Here is a 15,100-nt window from a genome sequence, read left to right as displayed (position 1 = left end):
GGCTTATGCGGGCGCCAACACAGTTGTGGGATCTTCACCAATCGCAATAATAATCGCTTTCATCTCCGGATCATCAGCGTTCACCCAAGGCTTGTCTGGAGCATTCCATCGAAGGCGTTGCCCCACTGTTGCTATAGCAAATGCCAGTTCAGACTTGGCATCACCAAGACGAGATAGAATGATGCTTTTCTCTATCCGATGATACGGGGGCACGCTCTGCTCGCGAAACAATGTAATTAAGTCATTCATTGTCGTTCCGCGGGCAAGCTTGGTGAGTCTTTCTTGAGGTACGGTGTCCGATGGAACGTATGATTGCGTTTCGCTTGAAAAAGCCTGACCTTGCGATTCTTCGAAAACGTAATACCAATTTCTCGGTGTGAAGGGCGTGTCCATCCCTATGTTCTCCAGCCGTTGCTCGCCGTCGTGCCATTGGCATTTCCTGGCGGATAGGACGATGCGGGTTGACCGCCGGTCACAATGCCACCGCCTTCGATCGCACTTGATCGCAGAGCCGTAACTGAGCCGGTTACGCTGTAAGTGTTTCCATAGATATCGATAACGCCAGTCCGCCAGGAGAAGGCGAAAGCGCTCCCGAAAGTCGGATTGCCTGAAATACTTACAGTGACCCCATTAATGAGAATGAGACCTCCGTACACAGATTCGTTGTGGGTGGTGCCACCACCAGTGATTGAGTAGTTGCCGCTTCCTGTAATCCGTGCGGCCGGACCACTAGCCACGATGTGGCCTGAGTTCGCTGCAGATCCGAACACTAAATTTGAAAAAACAATCAGACCAACGCCGGAGTTTAGAAGAAGGACGCCGCTAGTTGTGGACTGCAGCTTCATGTCTTTGACAGTCAACTGACCGGGGAGCGTTCCAGTGTTGTAAACAGCGTTCGCGCTCGTAACGGAAACCAGAACGTTCGAAGGTGTTGTAGCGTTTCCCTGAATGACAATTTGGCCACCGCCAGTCCAAGGCGCTGAAAATCCAAAGGCATTCGTGTATGTGCCGTCTGCGAGCTGGATAGTGACGGTGTAACCTGCCAAATCCAGCTTCGAAACAATCGTGTTGATCGCTTTCTGAACTGTTAGGAATGCGCCGCCGCTGGTGTTTAAAAGACCGTTATTGCTGTCGCTACCGTCAGTTCGAACATAATATGTGCGGTTGGCCGCCAGCGCCTCCCGAATCCAGCCAGCCGACACAAGCCACGACGCAAGCGTTGCCTTCAAATTCGCCCATGTGAGCTTCTTTAGCCCCCAAGAAGCCGCGCTATCGACCAGCGGGATTTCGTCTGCATCGACAGGAGTGGCTTTGCTGCTGGCTGCGTGAGTGTCGCCAGCGATGTCGCCACCACCGGCAGGCGGATCAATCCATTGAGTATCGTTGTCAGTATCGCTTGCCTTCGCGAGCACCTGACCCGTGGTGCCGCCGGCGGGGACACCTAGACCATCTGTCCCATCGTCGCCAGGAGCGCCGGGAGTTCCAGGATTCCCCTGCTCTCCCTTAAGTCCAAACCCGAGCGACACCCAATCGAGCGGCGAGCCTGACAACTCATAGACGTCGAGCCCCGCGCTATCAGTATCAAGCCACAGCGAGTTGGGCGGATAATCAGTCGTTGGCTCCGCGTCTTGCACCAGCCACGTCGCGCCATCCGCTCCCGGCCCACCCGGCGCTCCCGGCTGCTCGACCCAAGCACCTTCTGTGTAGAGCCATGTCGTCCATGGTAGGGGCAAGTAGCGGATAGCCTTCTGGCCCTCTTGCGGATCAGAAATGATCTGCTCGTCAGGGCCATCGGCATTATCCGGGACAGTGTAAGTAATCCCGGGATCGCCAACCCTCGAAAAATACTGCCGAACCAGAAGGTTCGTCGCGGCCGGGTTGTAGCGATCCGCGGAGTCGCGTGCGATGGCGTAAGCCGACACATCGTCGAGCGCGACCGGGAACGCATAGACCAGCGTCGCGGCGCCGGTGCCGTCAATAGATGCGATCGGCACCTGATAGCCGCCGGCTGAGAACGTATCTCCAGCCGCTGCGCCACCAGCACCGTTGATGACGATCCCGCTGAACACAAGCCTGGTCGCATCGCCCGGATCGGTCGAAACCGTGCCGCCTGTAATAAAGCCGCCGAAAATAGTCATTACGACCTCAAGAATGCAAGCTGAGCAGCGTTGAGTCGATCAGCGACAATGATCCTGCCCTTCCAGTCTGGATGGATATTGACAAACTCGTCGACGAGAAGATCTTTGATTTCGTTCGGCACCTCACACTCGAAGCCGAGAACGAGCGACTGCTGTGCATTTGCTGTCTTCATGAGATTTTCGATCTCAGAAATTTTCATTGCATTCCCTAAATGAAATAGTTTCGAATCCGAAAGATCATCTCAATCGAGCAGATCATCGGGCTCTTCTTCCGGTTCCCACGCCACTTTTGACGCGTCGGCCGGCGTGGCGCCCATCGAAGATAGGCAAAGGCGCAATAGCGACATGGCTTGAACGCCAACCTCTTCGCCGCTCGCGAGACGGGCTCGCACCACGGATGCGATCTCCACCAACCCGCGATGCGAATAGTTCAGCCACGGAGCTTCCGCTTCGAACGTGCGCCATGCATTCGATTGCGCATTCGTCATCCACTTCGGCGCTTTGCCTAGCGGAGCAGCGGTGGGTTCGTTACGATTACGGTGGCGTTCCGGGTGTACGAGGTCGCGACCCTCGATGATGGCTTTTGACTTTGGAAGGCGTTGCCTCGGCAATTCTAACCCTCATTTTTTGAAACGGAGATGCGCGCGAAGTGGGATGGGACCGGCAGTTGAAAGGCTCGCGCCGAGACTTTTGCGGCTGCCCCGTCACCCGAACGGCTCTGTTGCTGTTAAAGGTAGGAACACCCCGGCGCACTGCCGAAACAGTGGGGTCTCGCCGGGGCGCTGCTCGTGATCGCGCGCGCATGTCTGACAAGCCGGCGGCACGCGCACGATCTTTCCGGCCGAAGCTGACCGTTAGGATTGCCGCCAGCTAGCCGGAAATTACGTGCCTGTGTAGAGATCACCGACGATGAATGCGTCTGGCCGGAACACAGCCAAGGCAAGACGAGACTCGATCCGAACCGAAACAAGGTTCTGCTCAAAGTCTTTGTCGTTCTCGGTGGAGATCATGACTTCGACGTCCATGCGGTCGAAGATCGATGCACCATCCTGGAATGCACCGGCAAGGAATTCGCCCGGGGCCATCGCGTTGGTCGCTACGATGTTGACGCTCCACAACCGCGGATCGGTGAGTCCGAACGGCGACTGGCCGGAGATATAACGGCCCTCTTCATCCTTGACGCCTGTAATGCGGCGCCAGTCGCGCTTATTCAGCACGACACCATTGACCGGAATTTCCGAGTCTTCGGCCTGACTTATCGCCTCCAGAATGCGGTCAATCGGCGTCTCATGAGCAATAGTGAACTGCGGCGAGAAAGCCGTTGCCTGAGGAATTATACCGTTCAGGTTCTGACCAACGCCATTACCGGTGAGAAGCTGCTGTTCCTCTTTAAACTGCAGCCCATAGACGCCTCGCCGATTGATGTAGCCAGCCAGCGCCGGAGCGTCGTCCAGGATCTGACGGCTGCATTTAAACATGTGCGCGATCGTGCGCACGGGAGTCGATTGCAGCTCGAAGGTCAGGTTGCTGTAGGGTTTACCCTGGCCTTCCGTTACCGGACGCGCCTGGTTATCGAAGGCGGTCTCCCGCGGCCATTCAATCGTGTTCGAAGTGGTGCGCGCCTTGTTGAGCAGATCGCGGACCCGGAGTTCACGCTGGTGAGGCGTGACGATTTCGCCGACGCGATGCGCTGGAACCAAGCTGGTACCATTCGAAGTATTGTTACCAACAGAGGCCGGCGCAGAGGTGATCGCCGCAGCCTCGTCGCCGACGAACTTCACCGTGGCGCGACCGCGAAAATCAGACGAAAGCCGCTTCACCTCATCGCTGGCAATGACCATATCACCCAGCGATTTTTCGCTGCGGGAAATGTAGTTGTCATTGTCGGGCAGCCGAGCCCATCGCTTCTCAAGCTCGCCAACTCGCGTCTCGATGCTGGAACGCATGTCGCTCACCGCGGTGGCAATCTCGCCGATCTTTGTAGCAAGTTCAGTCAATGTTAGTTTCCTCATAAATGCCGCGCCATTGCGGCTTGGTTGCGCCGTAGCGCTTAGACCACTGCCGCCCTTAGGCTGGACAGCGCATTATCGAGATCGACGTCGCCGTCGTCGTCGAATTGATAGAGTGCTGTAATCCTTTCGGGATGGGCGGCCCAACTCAGTGTGTTGCGCGCCCACATTGGAACGGGCCAGCCTTCGGCTCGATAGCGATCTCGGACATTGGCCGCCTTTACCACCTGCTCATGTCGGACGAGCAAGCATTCGTTCCGCAAACGCTTCCTCGCATCTGCAACGGCAGCAGCAAACTCGTGCGTATCGCCGACCTTCATCCGCCACGGATCTTCAGGGTGGCGGCGCGCTTCTTCGCGCACCTCGCGCTCGGCCGCGGCTATCATTACTTCATGGTTTACAAATTTAGACATAGGGTGTCCTTCAGTTCAAAGCTGCGGCCAACCGGCCAACGGCGACCTGTTCATCCGCGGCGCGCTCATCTGCACCGCGAAACTCCAGCGCAAGTCCTGCCAACTGCGCACCGGGCACCACGATCTGCTTTGCCGCACCATCGGCATGCGGCGCGCCAAACCGCAGATGGTGGCCGGATGATACAATCGTCGCGCCTGCCGGTTGAAGTTGCAGGATAAGGGCCTGATGCATGATGCCGGTGATCTCAACACGGCCGGACATGATGCCGTCCAGTACATCGCCGAGCGCGACTCCGGTATCGGTGCGGAGTGATTCAAATTCCTGAACCGTGGCAGCGGCACTACCAAGCCCCCGATCAGCCACAGCGGCCAGGAGCAACCGCGAAAGTTCCAGACTGCCAAGGTCGGGGCGGTCGGAGCCGCGCGCCATCGGCAGTAGGCCGGCCTCACTCACTCGTTGCACCAGCGCCTCGACGCGGCTCAGCGATAAGCCAAGTCGACGCGCGACGACGGAACACGCTTCACTCTTGCGCATCGTATTTTCCGTTTCTGAAAGTTAGTTGAGGAAGTGCAAAAGCCGATGCGCGTACATCCGGCGTCATCGGAAAAGGTGACGCCGGGATCGAACCGGCGCCTGAAGTTTTGCACGTCACGTCGAAGGCCCCATCGCTGCGGCCTTCAAATGAATACGGTCCAGCACCTGGGACGAGGGACTTACGCCGCCATCTTTTCAACGTCAGCCAATGCCTGCAGCGCAGCGTCTTGGGCAGCCACCGCTTTACGCTCCGCATGTTTGGTACTCCCCCAGCCGTTTGCGGCAGCGATCTCGCGCGCCGTGAGTCCGGCAAGGGACAAGTTCAACACCCGAGCGTGCTCGCCCAACGCCGCATCAATGCGCGGCGCATCGATCGTTTCCACGACCTGTCGCTCGACCAAGTCGTGACCACCCTCAACGCCGCCCTGCTTTGCTCTTGGGTTGCTGTGAACACGGTAAGCGAGAAATTCAGCGCCCTTCGCAATGACGGTCACGTAGCGTGGAATTCTGCAGGCCGGATACAGGCCCGCGTTTGCCCAAGCAGTGTCGAAATCAATACCTGTGCCTACGCCAGCGCGATCAATGTCCGCGCGGCGGTTCTCATTCGCAGCACCCATCGCCTGCACCCAGTGCGCCGCGCGCTGCCTCCGGTAATCCTCGCCGTGACTGTTGCACTCAACGTAGCCGGATCGCTCCGGAAAGCCGCCGCTCCCGCGAATAGAAAGATGTCGCGCGTTATCATCATGGCGTTCTTGTTCAGATTTTCGACGCGATCCTTTCGGCTGCCGGAATAGTTCTGCGGTGGGCCGCCACCTCCCGTCGCTGCCGCGCCATTCGGAGATCACCACGCCGTCGCGCCGGATATTGCGCTCAGAGGCCGCGGCAAGTTCCGCAGGTGTGATCGGCCCCACGCCTATTCTGGCGGCGATCGCATTCCGTGCGGCAACGGTCACCATCTCGTCCGGCGACGGGCGGATTTCAACCACGCGATCTGCCTGCGGCTTGCCAGCCTCGGGCATGCCGTCCTCCGCACTCAGCCATGTTGGCACGGTCACGACGGTCCCATAACGGACTAGCCGTGCTAGATCATCTGTTCGTCCTGCGCGGGCAAGACGGATTGCGAGCGGAATGGCCGCGGTGGTTTTGCGGGCCTGATTATCATTGTCGTGCTTGGGCATGGTGCCCTCCGTGTGTGCTGTCAGCCGTCTTGGTGCGGCTTGTGTGATCTTTTTAAAACTCGCGGGCGCGCGTCTGTTTGGGTGGGCCCGGTAGCAGTCTTGGGCGCCTCCAGACTTTTTCGCGCGACCATGTTTTCTCTGCCATTTTGGCCGCGGAAAAGTTTTCCTGGAATGGCCGGTCACCAGCGTGAGGCGGGAGACTTCTGGGTGTGCCCTTCCGCGTTATTCCGCGATAATCCGCGTTATTCCGCATCGTTTCCGCGTTGTGTAAACCACGTCCGCATTCCGCGTTTTCCGCATCCCCCTTTAGGGGGTGCGGAAACACGGAGACGCGGGTCAGTCATCCGGTGCAGCATTTGCCCATTCACCGACCACCAGAAACGAGCGCTCGTCACCGTTGGCATTCTTACGGCGTTCAACCTTTAGCGCTCCACTCGCCTTCCATGCCTTTAGGCACGTCTTTGCCCGCTCTTTATCCTTTTGGTCATCGAGGTTGAGGTTCATCACGCTGGCCACCGCGTATCCGGCCCATCGATCACCGGACCGGATGCTATCCATCCACTCCGCGGCGGCTATCTCTCGCTGGACGGCCAGCAGGTCGCTTGCCGTTACTCCAGCCATCGTATCCGGCCATTGCCACGACGTAACGACACCGATGTGGTCCGATTGGCGCTCTCGGGTATCATTACCAAGGTCCACGCTGACGAGTTTGAACCATCGAGATTTGTCTTCTCGGGGCGCCATGTTTGCCTTTGCGTCGGTCGCCCGGAAGTAGAGGTGGCGGTTCTCTACACTGGCCTTGTTGGCCTCATCTTGCGTCATCGGGTTGAGAGCGATCGCAGATCTGGCAGCGCTGATAAGAGCGACGCCTCCGCGAGCCGATTCCGCAGTAACCTCGTTGGCGCCCACCTTTCTGGCGTGATGGACCAACTCGACCGCACAATTCGTTCGGTCAATTATTGGCGCCCAAAAGCGCTTCACGACAGCATCCATGGCCATGTTGTCGTTTTCGGTAACGGCGTGAGAAGACACGAATGGATCAATGATAACGACATCGATCTTGTTGGCTATAATTGTCTCAATCATCGCACCCATAACAGGCACGGCAATTTTGGTACCGTCTCTGGTCTGTGTTGCCGATATGATTTGTTGCTCGCGACCAGAATCTACAAAGAGCCAGCCGTCCAATTCTTCCGGCACAATATCGTAAAGGACGCAGGCGGCTGCTAGGCGACGATCCATCTCTTCGCGAGGATCCTCACCGTTCCAGAACCAAACACGGGCGCGTTCATGCACCGTTTCATTCAGAAGATCGCGGCCAGTTGCCATCGACAAGGCTTCGACGATCTTTTTGGACGTCTTACCCACGCCGCCCGGCGAGACTGTCACTGATACATAACCGCGAATATAGTGCGTTTCGTATACCCATTGCCTTGGCGGGATAGAGCGGGGATCCTTAAACTTCCAGGGCGTGGCGCGAAGGAGCGGAGTATTGTCGTTCGTCGGCTTTGGCGGCACCTCGGCTTCAACGAACGTGCTGCCGGGTTGAGACTTCCACTTTAGCGGTGCCATTACGCGGCCTCCATTTCATCGGCGAAATCAGCACCGATCTCGGAAGGCGCAACGATCTCAATTTCTTTCTCTGCTTGGTGCCAACGACGACCGCACGCATTTGCCGCCGACATGCCGGCGTGGTCGCGGTCGGCGAAGATGGTCAAGCACTCGATGCCCGAAAGAACCGGGAAGTTTTGCATGGTTCCTGCACTTAGGCAGGCCCATATCGGCGTGAAGCCCGTAGCGAGTGCCGTCTCGATACCTTCGCCGATTGCCAACCCAAGGGTTACATCGTCGTCTGCGCTCAGCCGCACCACCGCGCCACGCGCTCGGCCATACATCTTACGGCCGGTCTTGCGGCCGTCTGCGTCCAGGTATGTGCAGTGCACGCCGGTCGGCTCCGCGGTGATGGCGTCAGTCATCAACGCCACCATGCTCCGGTCGTTCACGCGGTAGCGGATTGCGTCGCCGTTATAGGTCAGGCCGCGCGACGCGAGATATCGCTCGGCAAGCGTTCCGGCGATCGGGATGGCGTGCTCCCATCGCATCAGCGCGGAGCGGATGCGCGCAGGCTCGTCGTCATCGCGTTCGCGCAGTCGGATGATGGGCTTATCGTCGTTGGCTGGCTGGCGCTTCCAATCGCTCGGAAGTCCGAGGCGTTCGCGGATGAAGTCCTTACATTCCCGCCAATCATCACCCGCGAAGCTGGTGACGCTGAAGGTGCCGTCTGGCCTGAACTTGACCTTGAGGCTGCGATCCTTACGGCTGTGAGCGGGACCAGGGCAGAGGATGCACCGATTACTGATGACGTCGCCGCCGAGGGCGTCGGCGAGATTATGAAGCGAGTTCATTCTGGGTCTGAAGCTCCACTAGGGATTTAAGGGCGAGTTCGGCAAGCGCCTTGTTGAATGGCGCGCTGAATCCGGCGACACGTTCATTGAACGCGTTCGGTGCACAGACATGCGCTGGCTCTTCGCCACGCTGACGAAGCGCCAAGTTATAGAGACGAAGGTGACCGTTTAGCTGAAGATCGAAACGCGCAAGCGTTGCCGAGCCCGGTGGCGCCGGACGGATTGCTAATATTCGCAATGGTCTGGTCCTAGTTGACTACGGGTGCACATGGCTAAAGCCAGTGGTACGATTCGGCGGCTGGGGTGCCGCTTCGATTATTGTCGTTGGCGGCCAGCGGGAGGTGCTCCATCACGCCACCTCCCGCATCTTGACGTTGTCGTTCGCCGCACGCGCAGCGATGCGGGCGGCGATCCAGTCATTGATTTCGTTACGAACAAAGGCGACCCTTCGGTCACCCAAAGGCACGGCGGCGGGGAATTTCCCGTCGACGCGATATCGATTGATCATTGTGCGGGAGAGCGACGTCATGGCGACGACGCTCTTCATCGAGACGAGCGCAGGCTCGTCCGAGGACGGATTCAGAGTCATGGATTTTTGTGGTCAGGGATGAGGCTGTTGTCAGCCAATTGACCGATAGCGCCGCCCGCTCCCCAGTGCACGCACGGAAGCGAATTTAAGGCCGTCACGCTTGGGGGCTAACGCCCCTAGGCTCCAGTAATATAGGACAACATAGCCGCCATGGTCAAGGACTATGGTGAAATTATTTTCCACTTACTAAATATTGTGCCCAGGCCGCCATAAGTTCCCGCCGCCGCTTAAGGGCATCCCCTCGCCTGTACGCTCTCTCCGTCTCGTCGCCAACCAGATGCGCCAGCGCCGCCTCGGCCAATTCTCTTGGAAAATCCGTGGCATCGCCGGCCCAGTCTCGAAACGAGGACCGGAAGCCATGGACGGTGGCGTCCACCTCCAGCCGCCGCAGCACCGCTGATAGGGACATGTCGGAAAGCGGCCGATCGTCTCGGAAGCCCGGAAAGATAAAGTCAGAGGTGCGCACTTTTTTCACGGCCTCAAGGATTTCCAGCGCGCGCGAGACTAACGGGACTCGGTGCTCCCTGCCCCCTTTCATGCGCTCGGCGGGGATAATCCAAACGTCGTCCCAAATCTCAGACCATGTTGCGCCGCGCGTCTCGCCCGATCGGGCCGCCGTTAGAATCGTGAATTCGACAGATAGAGCGGAAATCGAACTCATCGCCCTCAGCCGCTTCATAAAGGCTGGCACCTCTTTGTAGGGCAAGGCCTTGTGATGACCCCGCTGGAGCTTCTCGGGCTTGGACAACAACTCTGATAAATGGCCGCGCCATCGTGCGGGGTTTTCGCCAGTGCGCTCACCAGCCGCCTTAGCGGCATCTAGGACGCGCTCAATCCGGCCACGGATGCGACGGGCGGTTTCGGGCTTGGTCTTCCAGATGGGGCGTATCACCTTCAGCACGTCATCGGTGGCCACGTCGGCAACGGGAATCTTGCGCAGCGACGCACAGTAGTCGTGCTTGGCCTTGATCGGCTTACCATCCTTGTCGATCTTGCTGGTTACGCCCAGCAACGTCATGCGCCATTGATCCCGGTGCTTCTCGTTGCGCCAGCCCTCCGCCATGCCCTCAACCCACTCGGCGGCGAAAGCGCCGAACGTCCGGCTGGTTGCGCGGCGGGAGGATAGCTCCGTGAAGGGATCGCCGCCGCGCCCAAGGATGGCACGGACTTCGTCCGCCTTGTCGCGTGCAGCAGCGAGCGAAACTTGCCCCGTACCGGTCCCGAATGGGCCGAGTCCCATCTCCCGCCGCCGACCGCTACGGATGAAAACGAAAACGAAGCTCTTATTTCCGTTGGGGCTCGTCTGCAGATAGAGACCGTCACCGTCTGCCAGCTTTCCGGCCTTGCGGCGCGCATTGCATTGAGTGGTGGTGAGCCTGTTGCGCGCCATAGCCGTTCCTAATCTCTTTCCTAATCTAGGCGGTTGCCAGCATGGGCGACCATATTGGCAACCTAAGCGGAAAGGCTAGGAAAACAAGAGTTTTTGAGATTTCCGGTTGTCGCTATGGACAGTAAAAACATGGGATGGGCGGACACCCCTTCCGCCATCAGCCATTGAAATCATTGAATAAAGTGCCGTTTTTGTCGGTCTAACATAACCAATCGCATAACGGTGGAAAAGACCCGCGCCGGTTAAAGCACGGGCCATCTTCGCGGCTTCAGTGCTTAACGATGTCACTGTCCTGGACCAAGACCAGCAGTTCGTTCGCGCGGTGTAAGATGCTCTCCTGCAATATTTCCGACTGAGCATTGCGTTCGCCCATCCCTTCAATTCGGCCATCGCTCAAGAGGGTCTGCTGCAGTTTTAGAAGCTCGTTCAGCTTCACGATTTCATGCTCCACGACAACCTGCCGGATTTTCTCACGGACAAACGGTGTTTTGGTTTCGGTGTTAGTTTCTGACATAAATGCAATCCCCATTTCCGGCTGGGACTATTCGCCAGCCGAAAACCGTGATAACACAGATTTCAATGAAACGTCAAACCGTGATAACACAGAAAAGGCGCGGGCCTCCCGCCACCGGCAAGGGTACGCTCGTAGGCGTTCGGCTTCAGCCTGACGATCTGGAAGCGGTTGACTCGTGGATTGCAAAACACGACGACGCGCCGACAAGGCCGGAGGCCATCCGCACGCTGCTGCGCAAAGGGCTAGCCAAGGGCAAGTGACAGAACCCGGCACCATAGGCATTTGGATCGCAATCTATGCGGCCTGCGTTTCAACCGGCGCATTACTGATTCAATTCCGAAACTGGCTGACGAGTGGACCGCGCTTGCGAATGTCCGTCATATCGGATGGCCTAGTAGTCGGCGGTGATCCGGAGTTTGACGAGCGCGACCTTGTCATCGTGAACGCTACAAACGTTGGCACGTCAGCCACCATGATTACCAACCTCGCCATCGAAGAGCGTTACCCCTTCTATTATTTCTGGAGGCGAAGAGCGATCAGCAGTTATGTGGTGACTAACCCTCAACTGAAGGGCTATCCGCGCAACATTCCGCAGCTTCTAGAGCCGGCGCACCAATGGACTGGCGTTATCCGATCGAGGCCGGATATTCTGCCGAATTTACGGAATGGCGATTATTACGCATTGGTGCAAACGAGTTTCAAAAACCGGCCGTACAGAAAACGGATCGGGCCGATAAAACCCAAAGCCTGAGGCGCGCCTAGACGAATGGGCTGCGCTTCAGCCCGACAAACCATCACGGTCAGAGTCCATCCGCAGGCTTGTGGAAATCGGCCTCTTGCCAAAAGGTTAGTTTCCAGTCTCCCTTCAACCTGAGGTAGGCTATGCAGGCTGGGAGAAAACCATCGTGAAAATCAAGTTTGTTGCTGCTATTTCTGCGGCCCTCGCCGCGTGTCGGACGGATTGATTGCGTTTGAACGAGAGGCGTTTCCGTGGCCACCTTTTTTAATGAGTATTTCGGAATCGATGCGGGAACGCTAGATAGTTGCGGTGCCCTGAACATTTCGATCGTTAATGACCTTCCCTTATTTATCGATCCCTTCCTGCTGTTTAACAGCGAGAAGGATGAGTACCGCACCCTTCACGACTCGATGATCGATTACCTAGTATTCCTCCGCGATCGATCTGCGAAGGGGGCGATCAGCGATGCGCTGCTATCGAGCTGGTACTGCTTCAGTGAGGTGAAGCAGAACTGGCTCGGTTTCTCGATTAGCGGCAACGGCGGGACCGGACTCGGGATGGATTTCGCTCGGGCCTTACACAGTAATCTGCACAGCTTGTTCTCAGACTTCGGCGAGGAAGGAATCACCGAGGGAAGCCACTTGGAAAAGGTGTGCTTGATCTCCGATGGTGTCGGACGCGACAACATCAGCGATTTCACGACTAATCTAATTAAGGATTATCTGTGTCGATATACTGAAAAGTTCGCTGCGCAGCACCTGAAGCCTAACGACGTGCGGCAGGTGGCTGTAGAGAAGACTCGATTCAATTACGAGACCGAGACATGGGAGCGAACCACATATGCACTGCCGTGGGTTAATGGTGATTTCGTCATCCTGACTCCGAAGGATATCCTGACCAGAGATGAAAACTGGATCAACAAAGGCGATTTGGTTGGCGACTTTCAGGAAATTCCGACAGCCATTCCAGATTCACAGCTACGGGCGCAGGTTGAGAATTATTTCCACAAGATCCTTGATAGACCCGGTCGTCGACGCCGTCCCAGCGCGAAAGAGCGTTCGGAAGCTGCCAGAAGAACTTTGTTAGAATTCCCGCAGCTCATCGATTACTACATCAAGTTGAAGGAACAGCGCGGAGACGAAGCTGCAGACCTCAGCGCCGAGAAGGTACTTGCAACCGAATACATATTCATCCGGCAGATCGCCGAAATTCAAAACACCCTGCTTCATAAGACCGCCTTCTACGGAACCGGCGGCGGCACCTATGAAGAGGCGCATGCCCGTGTCCGCTATCTGAAGGATGCCATCGAGAGCAAGGGCGGACACCGGCTATTTTATCACGACGGAAAACCAATTCAGCGGGAAAAGGACCTTCAAATCCTTTATCGCCTAGTCTGGTTCGGGACGCCTTCAGATGTTGGCACCGAGGCGAACGATGGCAGAGGGCCAGTTGACTTCAAAATCTCACGAGGTGCCGACGACAAAACACTTGTCGAAATGAAGCTGGCAAAGAATACACAGCTAGAACGAAACCTTGAGAAGCAAGTACCGATTTACCAAGCCGCGAGCGATGCGAAAAACGCGATTAAGGTGATTATCTATTTCAGTATTGCTGAACTTCGTAAGGTCAATGCAATTTTGAAGAAACTTAAACTGACAGACAGTAAGGATATCGTGCTTATCGATGCGCGCGACGACAACAAACCATCGGGCTCTAAGGCTTGATTTGTATGCTCGGACACTCTGTCCCCAAAATTGAGCGCGTCGAAGTGCGCCAGGAAACTGTCCTATCCTTCAAGTCTGAATCCGAATTTACCTCGCTTGCCGTCTCCCTGATGGTTGAAACCGCAAGCTATTGTTGCGTTGCTGCAGGAACCATGGGGGCCGAACCGACATGGGATCGAGACAAGGCAGCGGTTGGTGGCAACATGGTCCGCCAATATAAGCTACTCGACTCCTTTCTCGATCAGGTTTGCCAACGTCGAGACGAAACCAGCATGATACTGGCGAGGCTTGTTTTCGAGACAACTGTCAATATTCGATTTCTAATAAAGAATTTTTCCAAGTCATTGATTGATTCTTACGTTGCATATTCCCTGCGACATGAGCGGAAGCTGAGAGACAAAATCCGCAAAGCCATTCACGCACGCAACGGAGTTGTCCTTCCGATCGAAGACCGAATGCTTCAGTCTATCGAGCGTGCCGCCAAAAGCGCTCGGATTGCGCTAGACGAGATCGACTTGAAAGACAAACGGCCATGGGGCGGGAAAAACACTTTTGACAAAGCGCGGGATGTTGATCTCGAAGAATTGTATCTGGCAGCATTCGGCGGCGGCTCTCATAGCATCCACGGGAATTGGCAGGAAATCTATGCGAACCACGTTGAGTGGGATGGCGAAGCTAACTTCGAACCTAAACTGAACTGGCGCACTCCGAGACCGCAGATGGTCACCACGTTGGCGCTAGTCATCAACGAGACGCTTAAAATTTACTTTCAGTTTATCGGTGAAGACGAATTAAGCGACCATTTTACCCCGCTATTGGATGACCTCCGAAGTCGAGTAGTCGAACTGATCGACGCTCACGAACGGTACCTCAGCACAAAACACTGGCCAGCAATTTGAGGCGATAAATGACTATCGAGCGTCTATAACGGCCTTGCGTATTGACATGGCTTCCGATGCTGAGACACCGAGATCGATCGAGAGCTTAAAGAATTCGTCAGCGGCGAATTCGCGCTCCAAACCCGATTGCCGATACAGCGTGCGCGCTTTCCGTGATAAGTCGTAAGCATCGCCGGAAGAGACATATTCCCCACAGTCTTTGATCGCTTGGCTAAACGAAGAGACGATCGGTTCTGGAAGATTCGCGCCGAACAGGAAGTAGCGCAGGTGCTTTAAAAAATTGTTGTGGCGTATCGTTTCTTCGAAATCACGACCGTTACGTTTAAAGATATCGAACCGCGACCCTTTCATTCTTCCTGTTCTATAGTTGGGATCGAGAAAATATTTGAGTCTCTGCGCTGGAACCGCTTTTCTATCCAGAAGTGATTTTGTCAATGCAGCGGCGATCTCACTATTCCGCTTCCAATCGTCGTGGTCCGTTACCTTCGACTGGTCTAGCTCAAGGTTAGATAGCCATTCCTGCTCTTTCTGTGTCAATTCAATCTGCATGCGCGCCCTCATTCAATA

The 15,100-nt window shown here is 56.4% G+C and carries 17 protein-coding genes; 3 read left to right on the top strand and 14 right to left on the bottom strand.

Annotation, left to right across the window (positions count from 1 at the left end; all coding sequences use genetic code 11):
• Positions 1-3: 3 nt before the first annotated feature.
• The 13 genes from OCA5_RS18785 to OCA5_RS09460 all read right to left on the bottom strand — a co-directional run bounded on the left by OCA5_RS18785 (position 4) and on the right by OCA5_RS09460 (position 11,171).
• Positions 4-393 (bottom strand): hypothetical protein, encoded by a 390-nt coding sequence (locus OCA5_RS18785; RefSeq protein WP_013913104.1) that lies wholly within the window; start codon positions 391-393, stop codon positions 4-6.
• Positions 394-395: 2 nt separating this feature from the next.
• Positions 396-2,138 (bottom strand): autotransporter outer membrane beta-barrel domain-containing protein, encoded by a 1,743-nt coding sequence (locus tag OCA5_RS09515; protein WP_012563281.1) that lies wholly within the window; start codon positions 2,136-2,138, stop codon positions 396-398.
• Positions 2,138-2,311 carry a hypothetical protein gene (locus OCA5_RS09510; RefSeq protein WP_244396059.1) on the bottom strand — a complete coding sequence of 58 codons (174 nt, stop codon included), beginning with the start codon at positions 2,309-2,311 and terminating at the stop codon, positions 2,138-2,140. Before OCA5_RS09510 ends, OCA5_RS09515 begins: the two co-directional genes overlap by 1 nt.
• A 69-nt stretch (positions 2,312-2,380) precedes the next feature.
• A complete protein-coding gene (locus OCA5_RS09505) occupies positions 2,381-2,749 on the bottom strand; it encodes a hypothetical protein (RefSeq protein ID WP_013913103.1) in 369 nt (122 codons plus the stop codon).
• Between the two features lie 270 nt (positions 2,750-3,019).
• A complete protein-coding gene (locus tag OCA5_RS09500) occupies positions 3,020-4,135 on the bottom strand; it encodes a phage major capsid protein (protein WP_012563284.1) in 1,116 nt (371 codons plus the stop codon).
• 53 nt (positions 4,136-4,188) lie between these two features.
• A complete protein-coding gene (locus OCA5_RS09495) occupies positions 4,189-4,560 on the bottom strand; it encodes a hypothetical protein (protein WP_013913101.1) in 372 nt (123 codons plus the stop codon).
• Positions 4,561-4,570: 10 nt separating this feature from the next.
• The gene (locus OCA5_RS09490) at positions 4,571-5,095 is read right to left on the bottom strand and encodes a hypothetical protein (protein ID WP_012563286.1); all 525 of its coding nucleotides are present in this window, start codon (positions 5,093-5,095) and stop codon (positions 4,571-4,573) included.
• A gap of 179 nt (positions 5,096-5,274) precedes the next feature.
• Positions 5,275-6,273, bottom strand: a complete 999-nt coding sequence (locus OCA5_RS09485; RefSeq protein WP_013913100.1) for a hypothetical protein — start codon at positions 6,271-6,273, stop codon at positions 5,275-5,277.
• A 336-nt stretch (positions 6,274-6,609) separates the two neighbouring features.
• Positions 6,610-7,845 (bottom strand): AAA family ATPase, encoded by a 1,236-nt coding sequence (locus tag OCA5_RS09480; protein WP_012563288.1) that lies wholly within the window; start codon positions 7,843-7,845, stop codon positions 6,610-6,612.
• Positions 7,845-8,678 carry a DUF7146 domain-containing protein gene (locus tag OCA5_RS09475; protein WP_012563289.1) on the bottom strand — a complete coding sequence of 278 codons (834 nt, stop codon included), beginning with the start codon at positions 8,676-8,678 and terminating at the stop codon, positions 7,845-7,847. The genes OCA5_RS09480 and OCA5_RS09475 overlap by 1 nt, the downstream gene beginning before the upstream one ends.
• 349 nt (positions 8,679-9,027) lie before the next feature.
• On the bottom strand, positions 9,028-9,225 hold the full coding sequence (locus tag OCA5_RS09470; RefSeq protein ID WP_422836351.1) for a helix-turn-helix transcriptional regulator: 198 nt from the start codon (positions 9,223-9,225) through the stop codon (positions 9,028-9,030).
• Positions 9,226-9,439: 214 nt separating this feature from the next.
• Positions 9,440-10,657, bottom strand: a complete 1,218-nt coding sequence (locus OCA5_RS09465) for a tyrosine-type recombinase/integrase (RefSeq protein WP_012563292.1) — start codon at positions 10,655-10,657, stop codon at positions 9,440-9,442.
• Positions 10,658-10,925: 268 nt separating this feature from the next.
• On the bottom strand, positions 10,926-11,171 hold the full coding sequence (locus OCA5_RS09460; RefSeq protein ID WP_012563293.1) for a hypothetical protein: 246 nt from the start codon (positions 11,169-11,171) through the stop codon (positions 10,926-10,928).
• Positions 11,172-11,346: 175 nt separating this feature from the next.
• Here OCA5_RS09460 and OCA5_RS09450 point away from each other — a divergent pair, with 175 nt between their 5' ends.
• The 3 genes from OCA5_RS09450 to OCA5_RS09440 all read left to right on the top strand — a co-directional run bounded on the left by OCA5_RS09450 (position 11,347) and on the right by OCA5_RS09440 (position 14,533).
• Positions 11,347-11,922: a hypothetical protein gene (locus OCA5_RS09450; RefSeq protein WP_013913099.1), complete on the top strand. Its 576-nt coding sequence runs from the start codon at positions 11,347-11,349 to the stop codon at positions 11,920-11,922.
• A gap of 239 nt (positions 11,923-12,161) precedes the next feature.
• Positions 12,162-13,634, top strand: coding sequence for a hypothetical protein (locus tag OCA5_RS09445; protein WP_012563296.1), 1,473 nt, complete (start codon positions 12,162-12,164; stop codon positions 13,632-13,634).
• A 5-nt stretch (positions 13,635-13,639) separates the two neighbouring features.
• Positions 13,640-14,533 (top strand): DUF5677 domain-containing protein, encoded by an 894-nt coding sequence (locus tag OCA5_RS09440; RefSeq protein ID WP_013913098.1) that lies wholly within the window; start codon positions 13,640-13,642, stop codon positions 14,531-14,533.
• 12 nt (positions 14,534-14,545) lie between these two features.
• On the opposite strand, the gene OCA5_RS09435 is transcribed toward OCA5_RS09440, so the two are convergent.
• Entirely contained in the window at positions 14,546-15,082 is a 537-nt protein-coding gene (locus OCA5_RS09435) for a hypothetical protein (protein ID WP_013913097.1), read from the bottom strand.
• Positions 15,083-15,100: the final 18 nt, after the last annotated feature.

It is taken from the genome of Afipia carboxidovorans OM5 (assembly GCF_000218565.1).
GTDB lineage: Bacteria > Pseudomonadota > Alphaproteobacteria > Rhizobiales > Xanthobacteraceae > Afipia > Afipia carboxidovorans.
The sequence above is the reverse complement of the archived record's forward strand: the minus strand, read 5'-3'. Positions and strand labels throughout refer to the sequence as shown.

Bases quoted from the DNA above. Each gene is read 5' to 3' on its own strand.
- OCA5_RS18785 (WP_013913104.1), bottom strand. From the start codon at position 393: ATGGACACGCCCTTCACACCGAGAAATTGGTATTACGTTTTCGAAGAA.
- OCA5_RS09465 (WP_012563292.1), bottom strand. From the start codon at position 10,657: ATGGCGCGCAACAGGCTCACCACCACTCAATGCAATGCGCGCCGCAAG.
- OCA5_RS09480 (WP_012563288.1), bottom strand. From the start codon at position 7,845: ATGGCACCGCTAAAGTGGAAGTCTCAACCCGGCAGCACGTTCGTTGAA.
- OCA5_RS09440 (WP_013913098.1), top strand. From the start codon at position 13,640: ATGCTCGGACACTCTGTCCCCAAAATTGAGCGCGTCGAAGTGCGCCAG.
- OCA5_RS09485 (WP_013913100.1), bottom strand. From the start codon at position 6,273: ATGCCCAAGCACGACAATGATAATCAGGCCCGCAAAACCACCGCGGCC.
- OCA5_RS09470 (WP_422836351.1), bottom strand. From the start codon at position 9,225: ATGAAGAGCGTCGTCGCCATGACGTCGCTCTCCCGCACAATGATCAAT.
- OCA5_RS09435 (WP_013913097.1), bottom strand. From the start codon at position 15,082: ATGCAGATTGAATTGACACAGAAAGAGCAGGAATGGCTATCTAACCTT.
- OCA5_RS09515 (WP_012563281.1), bottom strand. From the start codon at position 2,138: ATGACTATTTTCGGCGGCTTTATTACAGGCGGCACGGTTTCGACCGAT.
- OCA5_RS09490 (WP_012563286.1), bottom strand. From the start codon at position 5,095: ATGCGCAAGAGTGAAGCGTGTTCCGTCGTCGCGCGTCGACTTGGCTTA.
- OCA5_RS09460 (WP_012563293.1), bottom strand. From the start codon at position 11,171: ATGTCAGAAACTAACACCGAAACCAAAACACCGTTTGTCCGTGAGAAA.
- OCA5_RS09510 (WP_244396059.1), bottom strand. From the start codon at position 2,311: ATGAAGACAGCAAATGCACAGCAGTCGCTCGTTCTCGGCTTCGAGTGT.
- OCA5_RS09475 (WP_012563289.1), bottom strand. From the start codon at position 8,678: ATGAACTCGCTTCATAATCTCGCCGACGCCCTCGGCGGCGACGTCATC.
- OCA5_RS09495 (WP_013913101.1), bottom strand. From the start codon at position 4,560: ATGTCTAAATTTGTAAACCATGAAGTAATGATAGCCGCGGCCGAGCGC.